At 45.9% G+C, this 16,520-nt stretch carries 17 protein-coding genes and 1 pseudogene; 5 read left to right on the top strand and 13 right to left on the bottom strand.

Going from position 1 to position 16,520, the window contains the following annotated elements:
- Positions 1-457 precede the first annotated feature (457 nt).
- The gene (locus V7126_RS05360) at positions 458-916 is read left to right on the top strand and encodes a MarR family winged helix-turn-helix transcriptional regulator (RefSeq protein WP_052948501.1); all 459 of its coding nucleotides are present in this window, start codon (positions 458-460) and stop codon (positions 914-916) included.
- A 394-nt stretch (positions 917-1,310) separates the two neighbouring features.
- On the opposite strand, the gene V7126_RS05355 is transcribed toward V7126_RS05360, so the two are convergent.
- Positions 1,311-2,411, bottom strand: coding sequence for a citrate synthase/methylcitrate synthase (locus tag V7126_RS05355; RefSeq protein WP_046129715.1), 1,101 nt, complete (start codon positions 2,409-2,411; stop codon positions 1,311-1,313).
- 111 nt (positions 2,412-2,522) lie between these two features.
- Here V7126_RS05355 and V7126_RS05350 point away from each other — a divergent pair, with 111 nt between their 5' ends.
- A complete protein-coding gene (locus V7126_RS05350) occupies positions 2,523-3,401 on the top strand; it encodes a LysR family transcriptional regulator (protein WP_046129714.1) in 879 nt (292 codons plus the stop codon).
- A 48-nt stretch (positions 3,402-3,449) separates the two neighbouring features.
- Here V7126_RS05350 and V7126_RS05345 read toward each other — a convergent pair whose 3' ends face one another.
- Together V7126_RS05345 and V7126_RS05340 are read right to left on the bottom strand one after the other, a co-directional pair.
- Entirely contained in the window at positions 3,450-4,274 is an 825-nt protein-coding gene (locus tag V7126_RS05345; protein WP_046129713.1) for a C40 family peptidase, read from the bottom strand.
- A 308-nt stretch (positions 4,275-4,582) separates the two neighbouring features.
- Positions 4,583-5,164, bottom strand: coding sequence for a serine O-acetyltransferase (locus tag V7126_RS05340; protein WP_046129769.1), 582 nt, complete (start codon positions 5,162-5,164; stop codon positions 4,583-4,585).
- A gap of 214 nt (positions 5,165-5,378) precedes the next feature.
- Here V7126_RS05340 and V7126_RS05335 point away from each other — a divergent pair, with 214 nt between their 5' ends.
- A complete protein-coding gene (locus tag V7126_RS05335; RefSeq protein WP_175077110.1) occupies positions 5,379-6,737 on the top strand; it encodes an alkaline phosphatase in 1,359 nt (452 codons plus the stop codon).
- 30 nt (positions 6,738-6,767) lie between these two features.
- Here V7126_RS05335 and V7126_RS05330 read toward each other — a convergent pair whose 3' ends face one another.
- Positions 6,768-8,177, bottom strand: coding sequence for a SpoVR family protein (locus tag V7126_RS05330; RefSeq protein WP_046129712.1), 1,410 nt, complete (start codon positions 8,175-8,177; stop codon positions 6,768-6,770).
- Positions 8,178-8,290: 113 nt separating this feature from the next.
- Complete coding sequence (gene hmpA, locus V7126_RS05325) at positions 8,291-9,502, bottom strand: NO-inducible flavohemoprotein (RefSeq protein WP_335497070.1); 1,212 nt, start codon at positions 9,500-9,502, stop codon at positions 8,291-8,293.
- Positions 9,503-9,767: 265 nt separating this feature from the next.
- Here hmpA and nsrR point away from each other — a divergent pair, with 265 nt between their 5' ends.
- Positions 9,768-10,199 (top strand): nitric oxide-sensing transcriptional repressor NsrR, encoded by a 432-nt coding sequence (nsrR, locus tag V7126_RS05320; RefSeq protein ID WP_046129766.1) that lies wholly within the window; start codon positions 9,768-9,770, stop codon positions 10,197-10,199.
- Positions 10,200-10,226: 27 nt separating this feature from the next.
- On the opposite strand, the gene V7126_RS05315 is transcribed toward nsrR, so the two are convergent.
- The gene (locus V7126_RS05315) at positions 10,227-10,547 is read right to left on the bottom strand and encodes a DUF3889 domain-containing protein (RefSeq protein WP_046129711.1); all 321 of its coding nucleotides are present in this window, start codon (positions 10,545-10,547) and stop codon (positions 10,227-10,229) included.
- A 206-nt stretch (positions 10,548-10,753) separates the two neighbouring features.
- Between V7126_RS05315 and V7126_RS05310 the strand changes: the two genes are divergently transcribed.
- Complete coding sequence (locus tag V7126_RS05310; protein ID WP_046129710.1) at positions 10,754-11,002, top strand: YhdB family protein; 249 nt, start codon at positions 10,754-10,756, stop codon at positions 11,000-11,002.
- 22 nt (positions 11,003-11,024) lie between these two features.
- Here the strand turns inward: V7126_RS05310 and V7126_RS05305 are convergent.
- The 7 genes and pseudogenes from V7126_RS05305 to V7126_RS05275 form a co-directional block, all read right to left on the bottom strand.
- Positions 11,025-11,544, bottom strand: a pseudogene (locus tag V7126_RS05305) (NADPH-dependent FMN reductase).
- Between the two features lie 4 nt (positions 11,545-11,548).
- Positions 11,549-12,199, bottom strand: a complete 651-nt coding sequence (locus tag V7126_RS05300; RefSeq protein ID WP_046129709.1) for a response regulator — start codon at positions 12,197-12,199, stop codon at positions 11,549-11,551.
- A complete protein-coding gene (locus tag V7126_RS05295) occupies positions 12,187-13,335 on the bottom strand; it encodes a GAF domain-containing sensor histidine kinase (RefSeq protein ID WP_046129708.1) in 1,149 nt (382 codons plus the stop codon). Before V7126_RS05295 ends, V7126_RS05300 begins: the two co-directional genes overlap by 13 nt.
- A gap of 378 nt (positions 13,336-13,713) precedes the next feature.
- Positions 13,714-13,839, bottom strand: a complete 126-nt coding sequence (locus V7126_RS05290) for a hypothetical protein (RefSeq protein WP_269082005.1) — start codon at positions 13,837-13,839, stop codon at positions 13,714-13,716.
- A gap of 30 nt (positions 13,840-13,869) precedes the next feature.
- Entirely contained in the window at positions 13,870-14,070 is a 201-nt protein-coding gene (locus V7126_RS05285; protein WP_046129706.1) for a helix-turn-helix transcriptional regulator, read from the bottom strand.
- A 47-nt stretch (positions 14,071-14,117) separates the two neighbouring features.
- On the bottom strand, positions 14,118-14,576 hold the full coding sequence (locus tag V7126_RS05280; protein WP_046129705.1) for a DUF6773 family protein: 459 nt from the start codon (positions 14,574-14,576) through the stop codon (positions 14,118-14,120).
- Positions 14,577-14,711: 135 nt separating this feature from the next.
- A complete protein-coding gene (locus tag V7126_RS05275; protein WP_175077108.1) occupies positions 14,712-16,454 on the bottom strand; it encodes a phospho-sugar mutase in 1,743 nt (580 codons plus the stop codon).
- Between the last annotated feature and the right edge of the window lie 66 nt (positions 16,455-16,520).

Raw genomic sequence — 16,520 nt, 5'->3', positions numbered from 1 at the left:
TCCCATGGAATTATGAATTTACCTGAGTTTGCGGTTTTAGCTCATGAATTGCTAAAGCACCACCCCCTAAAAATCAATTTATTCTGAATTTTCAGTTAATATTATCCGAAAATACTACGCACTTTCTGTTCTTATTATATAGGAAAAACGAAAAAAGAAAACAAAATTTTAAAAATATTTTTTATACTCTATCACATAGTTGGTATTATAGGAAAAAATACGTAAAATAATCTACCAATCTAAATTTTTGAAATAGTGTTTTACAGATCCAAATCCTATATATCGATACATTTGCTAGTTTTCACAAAACATTCACCAATCTCGCAGCGAAGACTGCATATAAAACGGGCTGTCCTTGACAGTGTCAGACGTTCTCGTTTATCATTTATTTAACTTATTTAAATGTTAATAAACAGTAATTTTAACAAGAGGAATAAAATGAGAAGGTGAATCAACAATGACAATCTCCCATACATCGAAAGAATGGACCGACTACACCGAGAGGTTTCATAAGGCATTGGCCGCGACGAATAAAAAGCTGTTTACCTGGTTTACTGCAAAGCTGGAAGACGGTTTGACGGGGCAGCAATGTTTCATTTTAAAACAAATCGCCGATGAGGAAAGAATGACGTCCTCTCTTCTGGCTGACCGAATGGAAGTAAAGCCAAGCGCCATCACGGTCAGCATTGACCGGCTTGTTCACAACGGGTTCGTCGAACGCTTGAACGATCCGCGCGACAGGCGTGTTACGATTCTGAAGCTTACCGAGAAAGGAGCTGCCGCCCTTGAGAAAGCAAGCAGACAGTTCCGCGACGCGCTCACGAGGCTGCTCGTCGTCCTTGACGAAGCGGAAATCAAGCCGTTTATCCAGTCGTTCGAGCGAATCGCCGCGGAAGCTTGCAAACTGGAATCGTGATCAGCATGTTTAAAACGGCAATGGCAAATCAAAATGTTCACAGAATAATCACAATGGAACTTCCCATTGCCTTTCTTTCGCACCGTCCTGATTCGGCTCTAAAACCGCCCATGACTTAGAAAACAGCAAATTTGTCTCATTTCTTTATATTTGAATGTCCGGTCACCGTCAGCTTCAGAATCGCTTGACGGCGGCCGCTACTGGGCTGCAGAAGGCGAAAAATTTGCGGAGAGTTGGTATGTGGGGTCATACAAGCAGTCTGAGGGAACACCCATGGGATTCAGGCACCGCTGAAAATGCTTGGCGCGTCATGAGGCTTCTTGACGTAAAACAAAAGAGCAAAAAACGAAACGGGCTGACGCCGCTTGAACATCAGCGTCAGCTTGTTTCGTTTTTATTGTGTCAACGGAACGGCCATTTCTCCGATATATTTAGCGGACGGCCTGAAAATCGTATTATTTTCAGACTGTTCTAACACGTGCGCACACCATCCGACCATTCTAGCTGCCGAAAATGTAGGTGTGAACAATGATGCGTCAAAATCGATCGCTTTCATGACGGCTGCCGCATAAAACTCTACGTTCGTATAAAGCTTCCGGCCCGGTTTATATTCTTCCAGCAGGCGGATGGCGGTGTTTTCGACATGAAGCGCCAGATCGATATCCCGGTCGCCTCCGGCAATTTCCTCAGCCTTCACCCTCAAGGCCTTCGCCCGCGGATCGTGCGTCTTATACACGCGATGCCCAAATCCCATCAGCCTTTCGCCTTTTTCAAGCTTTTCTCTTAAATAGCTTTCGGCATTTTCCTTTTCCCGAATGTCCTCGAGCATTTCCGTGACGGCTGACGGAGCTCCGCCGTGCAGAGGCCCTTTCATCGTGCCGAGCGCGGACGTCACGGCTGAAACAAGATCGGATTCCGTCGATACCGTCACCCTTGCCGAAAAAGTTGACGCGTTCATGCCGTGTTCCATCGCGAGAATCATATACGTTTCAAGCGCCTTTTTTTGCGCTTCTGTCGGGCGTGTCCCTTTCAGCATATAAAAATAGTTTTCTACGAAGCCCAGTTCGCTAAGCGGCTGTACGGGCTCGTGTCCGTCCATTAAACGTTTTCTGCAAGCGATGATAGATGGAGCGGCGGCGATCAGCCGAACGGCCTCTTCCATTGTCGGGCGGAATGTATACGTTTTTTCTCCGAATGAAGAGATGACCGTACGCAGGACCGCCATATCGTCCATTTGCGCCGGCAGGCTCCTTATCAATCGTTCGGCCGATTCCGGCAATGGGCGGTAAGAAGCAAGCATTTCGTTGAATTGTCTGAGGTGTTCTTCTTGTGGGAGCGTTCCGTGAAGGATCAAATATGCGACTTCTTCAAAAGTTGAGGTGAGTGCCAGTTGTTCTGCGTTGTATCCCCTGTAGATGAGTTTTCCTTTTTCACCGTCAATATGACTGATCGATGTTTCAACACATGCAATCCCTTTTAATCCATGATATACCAACTGAGATTCCTCCTTTTTCCTTTGTCATTTTCATTATAGTTGATATAATATTTAAAAAATATTGAATTATATTGATGTCTTTGATTAATAAAATTAATCAGGAGGAACGATATGGATTTCAAATGGCTTCACACCTTCGTTACAGCTGCAAAATACGAAAATTTCAGAAAGACAGCAGAAACGCTATTCATATCCCAGCCGACTGTCACTGTTCAAATCAAACTGCTTGAAGAAGAGCTCGGCTGCCAATTATTCGTCAGAAAAGGAAGAAGCATTCACTTAACGAAAGAAGGCAGAGCATATCTCCCTTTTGCCCTGCGGCTTTTGGAAGATTACGAATCCAGCATGGCCGAGCTTCACAGAATCAGGCAAGGATACTTGCAAACATTGAACCTGGCAGTCTCGCCGCTCATCGCCGATACCATCCTGCCATTCATCCTGAAGAAATATACGTCATTGCACCCAGACTCGGAAATGAAAATCAAAATCGCCGAGTCGGCGGAAATCGCGCCTTTAATATTAGCCGGTGAAGCAGATGTCGGATTAAGCTGTTTAAAAGTGCAATCGTCAAACCTGACCTGTTATTCGATGTACAGCGATCCTGTTATTCTCGTCGCCCCTCACGACGGGCGCGAACCTGAAAGCGCTCCTCCGCTTGATGTCGAGGAACTGCTTGAACAATATTTGCTGCTTACCCACAACCACCCCGAATATTGGGATGATTTGGTCCGCCAGCTGAGGCTCAAATTTCCGTTTGTCAGAACGATGCTCGTTTCCCAGACGCATATTACGAAACGATTGATTTCGGAAGGACTCGGGATTTCATTTTTGCCGTTATCGACCGTGCGTCGCGAACTGATGGAAGGAAGATTAATAGAGGTTCCGTGCGACTTTATGCAGCTTCCGGTTGCAGGAGGATATGCGGTCAGCCTGATTGACAATGAGAAAGTACAGAGCTTTCTGGCGTTCTTGTCACAGTTTCGGTTTTGAGACGCAAAAAAACCCGTTCAGCTGGGAACGGGTTTTCTAAAGGGGCGATTAGAAGCGTTTTGCGCCAAGGTAGCGCGGCTTCCAATAGCTTGATGTCATATCGCTGATCATCACGCCGTCTGAGCTTGCATGAATGAATTTGTTGCTTCCGATGTAAACACCCATATGTGACGGTCCTGCCTGATAGGTCGTAAAGAAGACAAAATCGCCGACCGCAGGGCTTGATACTTTTGTCATAGAGCTCCAGTATCCGGCTGTGCTCGTTCTCGCCACATTTGTTTGCTTGTTCAACAGGTACCAGATAAATCCGCTGCAGTCAAAGCCTGAAGGAGTCGTGCCGCCCCATTTATAAGGAGTTCCGATCAGAGCGCGTGCATCTGAGACAAGCTTTGATGTATTAAGCTTAGATGAGCTTTGTACTGTTTTATTGCTGGATGTTGTCTTCTTGCTTGCTGTGCTGCCGGATGTCGATTTTACGCTGCTTGTCCCTTTTACTTTCAGGACTTGTCCGATCCGGATGAGATCTGTTTTTAAGCCGTTCAGCTTTTTTAATTCACTAACGGTCATGTTATAGGTCCTTGAAATTTTCCAAAGGCTGTCTCCTCTGACGACTTTGTGCGTCGCTGAAGAAGAGCTGGATACTTTTGATTGTTTGCTGCTTCCATTGATGGACAGCGTTTGGCCTATGTAAATGGTATCTGACGTCAGTTTATTTTCCTTTTTGATCTTGCTGACTGTTGTTCCATACTTTTTTGAATATCCCCATAATGTATCGCCTTTTTTCACCTTTACCGTCTGTGCGGATGCCGCACCTGCAAACAATGAACTTCCCAAAACAATCGCCGTTGTTGCTGTTAAAACCTGTTTCTTCATGTTGTCCTCCCATAAGCAGATTTTCACGAATTATTTTAAAATAATAGTTTCTGATAGAATCATCGAAACGGCTGACGCTTCAGCCTTCCTCTGTTTCTATTATAAGGAGGACATTCCAATAGAAATAGTCTTGACTTCCTGCATCAAATTGCTTAAATATTCGTTTTTAAAAAAAGTTTTTAAGGGTATTAAATATTTCATTTGTGTTTCAAACGTAACCGGAATACGACAAAGCCAAAATGGTTAAATCATTGCATTTATGAAGAATTCAGTCATGGAGTTGTGAGGCAAAAAGAAAGAACCGGCGTTTACAGATGGACAGGTTCTCCTTTTTGCGGGCAGTTAGGCTCATCTTTCACAGTACTGCCCTCTTTAATCTTTTTAGCAGGCACACCGGCTATTGTAATATTTTCTTCAGTAAACGACTTATTGACGATGGCGTTGGCTCCGATCGTGACGCCGTTTGCGATCTGTATCTTGCCGAACAGCTTCGCACCCGGACCGATCCATACATGATCGCCTATTGTGGGAACATCATATTGGCCATGGTTCTGTCCGATGTTGACTCCTTGGTGAATGTCGCAATTTGCGCCGATTTTGGCATTGCTGTTCACTACGATTAAGCCAAAATGGTTGATTCTTAATCCGGGCCCAAACACGTTCACGGGGATGTCGAAGCCGAGTTTTAATCCTTTTTTCTTATGAAGGTACCTGTAAACATGCTTCCATATTCTTGAGCCCGTATTCGTGTAGTATTCATGCTTTCGCAGGCATATTTGATATTTCCATATGTAATCGCCAAACCGTTTGGGCCGTTTTCGGTTTGAGATGCCTAAAGCCTTCTTGTCTTGTTGCAGATAATATCGCAATTCTTTTTTCGCCGAGATCACCAAGAACACCCACTTTTTCTTGATATTAACATAAAAGCAATCGTTTGCAACTATTTTTTCCGAGGGATTTCGATCTGTTTTGTGAATGTTTGCCAATCTCGGCATCTGCCATTTTACAATTTTTTTACATCATCTTTATGTTCCGTTAAAACCCGGCAAACATCGTTCCTTTACGATAAAACATGAAGCTGATGCGATAAGGGGGAAATATCAAATGGGATTAAAGTCCAAAATTTTTGCGTTTGCCGGGATTTCGGCTTTGGCAATCGGAACTGTTATCGGCACGGGACTTAATGGAACAGACGAAGCATATGCAAAGCAGACGAAAAAAAAGGAGCCTGACATTAAAAACGTGATCTTCTTGATCGGCGACGGGATGGGCGTTTCCTACACTTCCGCCTACCGTTCATTTAAAAACAAAGAACAGGGCACACCGACTGAATTTGACAAATACCTCACCGGATTGCAAATGACGTATCCCGATGACCCGGAATACAACATCACCGATTCGGCGGCAGCCGCCACGGCCATGTCTTCAGGCGTGAAAACGTATAATAACGCGATCGCCGTCGATAAACATAAAAAGCCGGTCAAAACCGTCCTCGAAGAAGCAAAAGCGAAAGGAATGTCAACAGGGCTTGTTGCAACATCAGAGATTACCCACGCCACCCCGGCCGCTTACGGGGCGCACAACGAATCGCGGAAAAACATGGACCAGATCGCAGATGACTATTTCAACGGCAAAATCAAAGGAAAGCACAGGATTGACGTTCTCCTCGGCGGGGGCAAAACGAATTTCGTACGGAAAGACCGCGATTTGACAAAGGCCTTTCAAAAAGACGGATACAGCTATGTGACAAATAAAAAACAGCTGCTCAAGGACAAAAACGAGCAGGTTCTCGGTCTGTTCGCGGACGGCGGGCTTGACAAGGCGATAGACCGAAGCGCGGAAACACCGTCTCTTCAAGACATGACCAAGTCCGCCATCGAAAGGCTCAATCAAAATAAAAAAGGATTTTTCCTCATGGTTGAGGGAAGCCAAATTGACTGGGCGGGCCATGACAACGATATTGTCGGCGCAATGAGCGAAATGAGAGATTTTGAAAAAGCGTTTAAAGCTGCCGTCGATTTTGCCAAAAAGGACAAGCATACGCTCGTCATCGCAACTGCTGATCATTCCACTGGCGGAATGACGGTCGGAACGGACGGACAGAAAAACTGGTTCCCTCAGCCGATTTTGGCAGCCAAAAAGACCCCTGCCTTCATGGCGAATGAAATCGCAAGCGGCAAATCGGTTTCAAGCGTACTAAAAAACCGGATTGGCTTCGCCTTAACGAAGGATGAAATCAACAGCGTTGAAAAATCGGCCGGGACAAAAAAAGCGGACGCCGTTGAAAAAGCGATTAAAACCATTTTTGACAGCCGTTCGCATACAGGCTGGACAACGGGCGACCACACGGGCGAGGAAGTGCCGGTCTATGCGTTCGGCCCGGGAAAAGAGCAGTTTACAGGCCTCTTGGATAATACAGACCAAGCAAAAAACATCTTCAAGATCCTAAAAAACAGAAAATAAAAAAAGAGGGGGCTTCCCCTCTTTTTTCGCCTACAAATATCTGCGGTGAACCGCCTTTCCGTCATATGAAAACATGACGGGCTTATCCTCGAGCACGGTTTCGACGTGGACGCTTCTTCCCCAGAGCTGATGGAGATAAGGAAGGACTTTTTCAAGGTATTTTAAATCCAGCTCGATCCCCTCATACCAATGCTTAATATACAGCTCGTAATTTTTCATATAATCCCCGTCTTCAACGGTCAGATAAGGAAAGCCTCCGTTTACCCGCATGCTGACAAGCTGGTCGCGCACCGACTTCCAGTCCTTGTCGACGATTTTATAATCCCTTCCCTGTTTTTGAAACAGATAAAGGTCTTCCCGCCTGACGAGATCCTTCGTCAAATAATTGCGGATAAACGAAATATCTGATTCGATTTCTCTGACTTCAAAGATTTTCTCTCTTCCCGAGTCCGGCTGAACCCCCATCTTCTTCATTTCTTCCGTCGGGTTGTTGTACCGTTCTTCAATGTCTTCGAATATTTTCAGCCCGAGATAGTATGGATTAATGCCGGTTTTGGACGGCTGGACGACGTCGGCATTCAGCTTGGCAAACTCAAGCGCCTCGCTTGAGGTTAGGTCAAGCTCGCGCATGATCCGCTGGTGCCAGTAGGACGCCCATCCTTCGTTCATAATTTTTGTTTCGAGCTGCGGCCAGAAGTACAGCATTTCCTCCCTCATCATCGTCAAAATATCCCGCTGCCATGGCTCAAGTTCCCGTGAATGTTCTTCAATAAACAGCAAAATGTCTTTTTCGGATTTCGGCGGAAATTTCTTTTTCGCTTTTTTCTTGTTCTGCTTCGGCTCTTTCCGGTCCAATTCCCACAGATCATCATACGGCGATGAGGATCTTTCTTCTTCCTCGTCGTCTTCATCATCGATGCTCCACGAAAGCTTCGGGCGCACCAATGACGGGTCAATATGCTCTTCAATCGCTAAAACCGCGTCGAGAAAAGCTTCGACTTCCTTTGCGCCGTGGATCGTCTCATAATGCTTGATCCGCTCCGCCGTTGCAGCCATGCTTTCGACCATATCGCGCTTTGTATTTTGAAACCTGCAGTTGTTTTTAAAGAAATCACAGTGGGCAAGTACGTGAGCGACAATCAGTTTATTTTGGACAAGCGAATTGCTGTCAAGCAAAAAAGCATAACAGGGATCTGAATTGATGACAAGCTCATATATTTTGCTCAAACCAAAATCGTAATGAAGCTTCATTTTGTGAAACTGCTTGCCGAAGCTCCAATGGCTGTATCTCGTCGGCATCCCGTAGGCGCCGAATGTATAGATGATTTCAGCCGGGCATATTTCATATCTCATCGGATAAAAATCAAGGCCGAATCCTTTCGCGATCTCCGTAATTTCTTCAATCGCCCGCTCCAGTTCTTTCTGCTCCCGCACGCTCAATAATGAATCCCCCCCGGTTGGACTTATCTTTATTGTATGAGGGGGGGCGTCAAAAGATGAAATGTGCGGGAATATGTTTTAAGGCAGCCGTCAAAGTGACAGCTGCCTTTGTTTTAATTAGCGATTTGCATATCAAGCGATGAAGCAAAGCTTTCGTAGCGGATGTTTTCCGTCGGAACTCCAAGTTTTTGCAATCCTCTGATGACGCTTTTCATGAAAGAAAGCGGTCCGCATACATAAAATTCGCCGTCCTGATCTTTCACGATCGATTTTAAAAGGTCCTCATCAAGCCGGCCGTTGATCACGCGGTCTGATGCGGCTTCAGTTCCGCGGCTGTAAACAAACAGCAGCCTGTTATCCTGATTTCCGCTGACGAGTTTTTCGGCTTCTTCTTTGAACGCGTGGTGCGTTTCTGATTTTGCGGCGTGAACGAATGTGATCCGGCGTCCGCTGTCTTTTGCGGCAAGCGTTTTTGCCATGCTCATAACCGGCGTAATTCCCGACCCGGCGCTGATGAAATAAACCGGCTTGTCCGATTCTTCGGAAAGGGCGAAGTCTCCTGCCGGAGCACTCAATTCAAGAGAGCCGCCAACCTCCATTTCTTCATGCAAATAGCTTGACACTCTTCCTTTCGGCTTGCCTTCTTCGGCTTCCAATTTGACCGATATCCGGTAATAATCTTTATTCCACACATCTGACAAGCTGTACTGCCGGGTCAAGAAGTACTGCTCTCCGGGAATTTTGATGCGGACTGATACATACTGGCCTGGAGTGAACGGAGGCAAGTCCGATCCGTCGGCCGGTTTCACATAAAAAGAAGTGATCGTTTCAGATTCCCGGCGTTTCTCAACGACGACGAACGGTTTGAAACCCTCCCAGCTTCCTGCCTTTTTGGCTTTCTCGTACATTTGTTTTTCGATTTCGATAAACACCCGTGCGATTTCTTCATAAGCCTCTGCCCAGGCTTGGAGAATCTCCGGAGTCGCAGCTTCCCCGAGGACGATTTCAATCGCTTCCAGCAAGTGCTTGCCGACGATTGGGTAATGCTCAGGTTTTACTTGCAGGCTTTTATGCTTGTGGCCGATTTGTTCGACTACCGGAAGCAGCGCCTCAAGCCGGTCGATGTTCTCGGCAGCCTGCAGCACCGTAAATGCCAAAGCTTTCGGCTGTCCTCCCGTTTTCTGGCGGGACATGTTAAAGATATTTTTCAATTCGGGATGCGCGTTGAACATTCTCTCGTAAAAACAAACGGTGATTTCAGTTCCTCTTTCCTTTAATACAGGTGCGGTCGATTTCACAATTTGCATGGTTTTCTCAGATAGCATATCGTTTGCTCCTCTCCAGATCACTTTAAAAATGTATTTCAAATACATCTTTAAAGGTGCAATGCGGTCATCTTTAAGGAAAATCATTTGCTTATTCTTAATTAAAGATGTATTTTTGATACATCTTTATCTTAGGCATCAATTAGGATTAAAGCAATATTTAAGAAGAATGTTTTATAATTTTGTAACAAATTGACTAAGACCAATCATAAACGAATGAAAATGTGATAAGATAATGGAAACTTGTTTGATTGAGGTAAATGCGATGAAATTAACAAATTATACCGATTACTCTTTAAGGGTGCTGATTTTTCTTGCAACCAGAAACTCAAACAAGCTTGTCAATATAAAAGACATCGCCGATACCTACTCCATATCAAAAAACCACCTGATGAAGGTGATTTACGATCTCGGCAAGCTTGGCTATGTTGAAACGATCCGCGGCCGCAACGGCGGGATCCGGCTCGGAAAGGCTCCTGAACAGATCAATATCGGAGAAGTCATCCGGAAAACGGAAGACGATTTTAATCTTGTGGAGTGTTTTGACAAAGAAACAAACAACTGCATTCTGTCGCCGAACTGCGGGTTGAAACACGTCTTAAACAAAGCGCTTTCCGCATATTTGGCCGTGTTGGATCAATATACGCTCCAGGATGTTATCTTTAATCAGGACAATATACGTAAATTGTTGAGTTAATCGAAGGGCATCCGCCCTTCGTTTTTTTTATAAAGGAAAAATCTGAACGCTGATGATCGCGTTGGTGACCGGATGGAAATATACCTCGGCATGAGCGGGGAACGATTTGCCTTTCCGATTGACGGTTACCCGGAATACGTCTTTTGTCTCTTCATCATTGATTTCTGTCCGCCCTATATATTCATAATCCTTCAGAGAAGCGCCTTTATACTTTTCCTCCAGCGCGCTCCAGGCGATTCGTTCCCATCTTTCAACAGAATCGTGCTCTTCTGCGGCATTATAGCCTTTTGCCGTGAAAGACGCGATGAAGATAATGCTGAAAAAAACCGCGCATAAAAGTTTTTTCATGTTTACCTCTCCGATTGTCATTGTACTCATGTTTTATCATGACCAGAAAACGATGCGCCATGCAGACAGTTTTCGAATTTTTGCGTTATGCAATCCTCATATTTCTAGGCTGCCGCATCAGGCAGACCAACTTTTGCCCAGAGAAAAAAACATCCCCCGTACATAAAATAATCAAGACTCCTAAAGAAAGAAGGGAGAGTGGCGAATTGAATTACGCTGATTATGATAAAGCTTTGTACTATACACACCGGTCACAATGGGATAATCTTCTCATTCTCATGGTCCGCACGGAAGATGATTTACTGTCAAAGCGGATTGAACATTTTCTGCATGCCTACAATTTTGAAAGAGACGATGCGATTGTCGAGAAAAGGCTGTATGACCTGCTCCAGTATATTGACCACGCCTCATTTTCCGGACACGGCGAAGACAGCGGCGTGCTTGTTTTCACCTAAAAAAGCCCGGCGCACCTGTGCGTCAGGCTTTTTGAAATTTCGCGAACTTTAGAAGTTCTTCCATCACATCTTTAATTTTCGCTTTTGCGTCTTCTGTGACCGTGTTGTTTTCATCGTCTATATGAACCGGATCGAGCACAAGCTGATTGGGAATCACGTTTGCGTAGACACCCCGCGCCACGATGCGCATATTGGCCAACGCGTTAATCCCGCCTTTTCCGCCTCCGGCGCACGCAAAAATCGCAACCGGCTTGCTTGCGAATTGTTCGCTGCTTAAAAAGTCTAGCGCATTTTTCAAAGCTCCGCTCATGCCGCTGTGATATTCAGGGGATAATAAAACGACAGCGTCTGCTTCTTTAACAGACGTTCTTAACGTTTGGACATTTTCGAGCTGAAACTGGTCATCTTCTCCATTGAAGGATCGGCAGGCTGAATTCGCTTAAATCGATGAGAAGGGCCTGATACGCATCGGCGATATACGAAGCGGCGATTTTCGTTCTTCCTTTTTTTCTTGCGGTTCCGCTGAGTACGGTTATGTTCATATTTTCATCTCCCGGTTTTTGGATCTATGTTATGTTTCACGACAAACAGCGCTGCCTGCGTACGATCTGACAGGCCAAGCTTTGACAACAGATTGGATACGTGTGTTTTCACCGTTTTTTCGGTTATGAAAAGCGCTGCGCCAATTTCTTTGTTGCTCTTACCTTTGGCAATTTCAAATAAAACGTCTTTTTCTCTATTTGTTAATTGGTGTATTTTTTCTTTTTCGTCGGCCTGTGCCATGTGACGGAATACGTGGGACATGATTTTCGGATCCAGTGTATGGCGTCCGGCGTGAACGGACCGGATCGTTTCGACAAGTTCATCAGGCTCCGTGTCTTTGAGCTGATATGCTTCAGCGCCTGCCTGGATGGCGGGAATGACGTGCGACTGATCGGCATAGCTTGTCAAAGCGATGACTTTGACGGTAGGATAGAGCGTTTTTATCCGTTTTGTCGCTTCGATGCCGTCCATATCAGGCATGGAAAGATCCATTAAAACGATGTCCGCCCGCTTTTCTTCCAAGATGTCCAATACTTCTCTGCCTGTCGACGCTTCCCCGATGACAGCCAGGTCGTTTTTCGTTTTGAAAAAGAACAGCAAACCTTTTCTGACGATATGATGGTCATCGGCAATGACGATTTTCACTTTCTCCATTCGGCTTCCCCCTTCCCGTTGCAGGGCAGAATAATCGTGATTTTCGTTCCTTTATTCATTTCCGAGCTGATCGAAAACGAACCGCCCGCCTGCTCTGTCCGCTCTTTCATCCCCTTTAAGCCGAGCGTCGGGATGTTTGAATCCGGGTCATATTTAAACCCTTTTCCGTCATCCTCGATTTCGAGCATGATGGATGACGAAGAACGGCTGATTCTCACCTCCGTCAGCTCGGCTTCGGCGTGTTTTTTACAATTGGCGAGGGCTTCCTGGCTCAAGCGCCAAATCAATTCTTCCTCTGATTGTGAAAGACGGAGCACGCCGCTTTGCGTCAGCTTCACATTGAGCCCGATGACTTCGGCGTATTTTTCAATGGCCGCCGCCACCCCCTCTTCAAGCCCCTGCGGCCTAAGCTGCCAGATTAGCGCCCTCATCTCATGAAGCGCTTCATGTGAGAGGCTTTGAATAAATTCAAGCATTTCGCGAAGCTCGGAATCGTCCGTCATCTCCCCGGCCGCTTTTGCCGTAAGGCTTACCGAAAAGAGCATTTGGTTAACCGAATCGTGCAGGTCCTGCGCAAGCCTGTTCCGCTCTGTCAGAAGCGCGTTTCTTTGTTCATTTTCGGCAAGCTTCATCCGCTTGACCGCCGTGCCGATCTGAAGGGCGACAGCTTCCAGGAGAGCGAGCTCCTCTTTATCAAAATGAATCTTCCCCGGAGCCGCAACATTCAGCAGCCCGAAGCGCTTGTTTTGATCTGTGAGGGGCACCGTCGCATGCTGGGTAATGCCTTCGGGGTCTCCCGTTTTCATGTCAATCGCCGTATCGATCCGCTTGCAATGGATCATATTTGTCGCTCTATCCAGTCTTCCCTGTCTGTATTGGTAAAGACAGTAGCAGTCCCCTTCACACATTAAACGCTTCTCATCGTACATCAGGGCTTCAGGCAAAAAAGCAGAGGCCGTCAGCTCGAATCCGCCCTTCGCATCAATCAGGAAAATCCATGCCGTTTGAAGGCCCGTTAAACGAAGCAGTTTTTTCAAAACGGCATCAAGCGTTTCTTTCAGGTCATTTCCTTCATTCAATGTCTCTGCTATTTCTTTCAATGTTTTCAACTTTTCGAAACGGGTGTCTTCTTTCAACCGTTCATCCGCCTTTCATGCCCCTTCGTTATTCTTCATTATACACGCGCTTTTTTAAAAACGGCTTCTTTCATTAGAAGGGAATAGTCTGATTGATTCGCCTGATTTTTTCTAAGACTTTTGGCTGAAAGGTTTATCGTCAAAGATGTTTTTGTTTCTTTTGAAGGACATTAGCAACAGAATAATACGACAAGCAGGCCGAACAGAATCATTTTTCCCATTCCCCGGCGCTATTCGGCAGACCGGTGAACATGACGCCGGCAAGCAGAACGATCACGGCCCAGACCTTGCTGCCGAACTTGTTTTCTTTTTTTGCGACAGGCTTTCCTCAAATACTCCATCCCTGACAACAAACAACGGAAAAGCATATATAAATGCTTAAAGCAGCAGGACCTTACAATTTATTGCCAAATACCTGTGCAGAACGGCGCCCCTGATGACGATGTCTGCCATAAGCAGGGCAGCGGTCAATATGCCTGCTTCACTGAAGTTTTTTAATTTCAACGTATTCATCCGCTGATGCAAACCACTTCCTCATCTTTTATCCTCCTCCCAAAATAAATCATCCAACGTTTTATCCAGCGCTTTTGCGATTGCGATGCATAGCTGAAGCGTCGGATTGTATTTTCCTTTTTCAATCAGCCCGATCGTTTGCCGCGTCACATCAACCCGTTCTGCCAACTGGGCTTGTGTGAATGACTTTTCGATCCGGGCCAATTTGACCCGGTTTACCATTTGCTCACCTGCTTCCCGCGATGTATCTGTTTTAACTAGAGCTTTCGTCAGTCATCCAAAAGATCTTTATTTTTCTTGAAAGACATACGTAAAGAGATGACATTGACCAGAAAATAGAATAAAACAAACAGAAAGACCATCATCACAAGATCAAGCCATTCTTTCGCATGGCCGGGTATTCCCGTGAACGCAATCGTTAAACACAGAAAAATGAAACCTGACGTCATGCTGACCGCCAGCATTTCTTTTCTTTTTTTGCGATAAGCCTGTTTGCTGGCAATGTCCGGGTATTCCAGGCCGGAAAACAGATACCGGAAAATGATCCAGCAAGCGTACAGTCCAAAGCCGATTCCGCTCACAACGTATTCTGACGGTTCTCTATCCAATATGATGCCTCTGACGATCACATCTAAAAGCAATAAAGAGGCGACCAGCATACCGGATTCGTTAAAAAATTGGTTCATTTTCTTTTCAACGTATTCATCTCCGCTTTTCAAAAATTTCATGACAACCGTCTCCTTTCCGAAAACGAATTATGCAATATATACATTACATTACGTTAAATATATATTACATCAGAAGGATTCGCAAATCAACTCAAACAAAAAAAGCCGCCTGCGTGTGCGGCGGCCTTTCAACTTTTATGCATTTGCTTTAACGATCGAGTCGATCTGTTTCATGACTTCGTCAGTCAGGGTATTCAAACGCGCTTCGCTGTCTTTGCTTGTTTCTCCCTTGACGGCGAAGTAAAATTTCACTTTAGGTTCGGTTCCTGACGGACGGAGGCAGAACCATGAGCCGTCTTCGAGGAAATATTTCATCACATTCGATTTTGGAAGATCGATCGCCTCTTCCTTGTTTTCTTTAAACAGCGTCCGTTTGCCGACAAGATAGTCTTCTGCAGATACAACGTCTTTTCCGGCAATTGAAAGCGGCGGCTGCTGTCTGAACGTGCTCAGAATCGCCGCAATTTGCTCGGCCCCTTCCTTCCCTTTTAAGGTGAGGGATTTCAATCCTTCGCGGTAATAGCCAAACGTTTTAAACAGCTCAAGCAATCCGTCGTAAAGGGATTTGCCTTGCTTTTTATAGAAGGCGCATACTTCGACGGCAAGAAGGGCGGCCTGAACAGCATCCTTATCCCTTGCAAAGTCGCCGATCAAATAGCCGTAGCTTTCTTCATAGCCAAATTGGAAGGTATATTCGCCGGTTGCTTGATACTGCTTGATTTTTTCTCCGATGAATTTAAAGCCTGTGAGCGTGTCGACCGTATCAAGTCCGAACGAAGAAGCGATGTCGCGGCCCATTTCGCTTGTCACGATCGTTTTCAAGACGACTCCGTTTTCAGGCAGGATTCCTTTATGCTGTTTTTGAGAAAGCAAATAATGAAGCAGGAGCGCTCCGGTCTGGTTGCCTGTCAGGACGACATATCGGCCTTCGTGATCCTTTACGGCGACACCGAGCCTGTCCGCATCAGGGTCTGTTCCGATCAGTATATCGGCACCCTCTTTTTCCCCCAGTTTGATCGCATATTCAAAAGCGGCGTGCTCTTCCGGATTCGGTGAAGAAACCGTAGAAAAATCGGGATCTGGAAGTTCCTGCTCGGGCACGACTGTCACGTGTTCATAGCCGAGGGCTTTAAGTCCCCGTCTGACAGATTTGTTGGCCGTTCCGTGAAGCGGCGTAAAAATGACCTTTACATCCGTTTCCTTCGCAAGGTCCGGGTTGACGGAAATCGATGTCAGCTTGTCAAGATATGCCTTGTCGATGTCTTCTCCGATGATGCTGATAAGGCCTTTTTCTTTTAAAGCTTTCTCATTACCCTCTGGAATCTCTAATTCGTTTTCAATCGCATTGACTTGCTCGATAAGCTTGTCCGCTGCGGCGGGAGGAAGCTGTGCACCATCGTCTCCGTATACTTTGTAACCGTTGTATTCCGGCGGATTGTGGCTCGCTGTAATCACGATGCCAGCATACGCGTGAAGATGTCTTACAGCGAATGAAAGCTCAGGCGTCGGGCGAAGCTCGTCAAACAGATACGTTTGCACTCCGTTTGCGGCGAGCGTTTTTGCCGCTTCCAGCGCAAATTCAGGCGACTTGTGGCGCGAATCGTAAGCGATGACGACTCCCCGCTTCTTTGCTTCTTCCCCGTTTGCGGCTATATACGATGCAAGGCCGGCCGATGCTTTGCGGACCGTGTAGACGTTCATCCGGTTTGGACCGGGTCCGATTTCTCCGCGCATTCCCGCCGTTCCAAATTCAAGCTTTTTATAAAAGCAATCCTCTAGTTCTTTCTCATTTCCTTCCGCTTTGAGAAGGAGGGATTTTAATTCAGGATCTAAATTTCCAGTGTTTTTCCAGCGTTCATAGCTTGTTTTCCAGCTCATGTCAGACCTCCCAATTTTCTAGCTTATGTAGCAGCTGTTCTGCTTTTATATTATCGATAAACGGCG

The sequence above is a fragment of the Bacillus sp. JJ675 genome (genome assembly GCF_036963165.1).
Classification (GTDB): Bacteria; Bacillota; Bacilli; order Bacillales; family Bacillaceae; genus Bacillus; species Bacillus glycinifermentans.
The sequence above is the reverse complement of the archived record's forward strand: the minus strand, read 5'-3'. Positions and strand labels throughout refer to the sequence as shown.

Excerpts from the sequence above, each read along its gene's own strand:
- V7126_RS05300 (WP_046129709.1), bottom strand. The coding sequence starts at position 12,199 with ATGGAGAAAGTGAAAATCGTCATTGCCGATGACCATCATATCGTCAGA.
- nsrR (WP_046129766.1), top strand. The coding sequence starts at position 9,768 with ATGAAATTAACAAATTATACCGATTACTCTTTAAGGGTGCTGATTTTT.
- V7126_RS05335 (WP_175077110.1), top strand. The coding sequence starts at position 5,379 with ATGGGATTAAAGTCCAAAATTTTTGCGTTTGCCGGGATTTCGGCTTTG.
- V7126_RS05360 (WP_052948501.1), top strand. The coding sequence starts at position 458 with ATGACAATCTCCCATACATCGAAAGAATGGACCGACTACACCGAGAGG.
- V7126_RS05345 (WP_046129713.1), bottom strand. The coding sequence starts at position 4,274 with ATGAAGAAACAGGTTTTAACAGCAACAACGGCGATTGTTTTGGGAAGT.
- V7126_RS05275 (WP_175077108.1), bottom strand. The coding sequence starts at position 16,454 with ATGAGCTGGAAAACAAGCTATGAACGCTGGAAAAACACTGGAAATTTA.
- hmpA (WP_335497070.1), bottom strand. The coding sequence starts at position 9,502 with ATGCTATCTGAGAAAACCATGCAAATTGTGAAATCGACCGCACCTGTA.
- V7126_RS05315 (WP_046129711.1), bottom strand. The coding sequence starts at position 10,547 with ATGAAAAAACTTTTATGCGCGGTTTTTTTCAGCATTATCTTCATCGCG.
- V7126_RS05285 (WP_046129706.1), bottom strand. The coding sequence starts at position 14,070 with ATGGTAAACCGGGTCAAATTGGCCCGGATCGAAAAGTCATTCACACAA.
- V7126_RS05350 (WP_046129714.1), top strand. The coding sequence starts at position 2,523 with ATGGATTTCAAATGGCTTCACACCTTCGTTACAGCTGCAAAATACGAA.
- V7126_RS05280 (WP_046129705.1), bottom strand. The coding sequence starts at position 14,576 with ATGAAATTTTTGAAAAGCGGAGATGAATACGTTGAAAAGAAAATGAAC.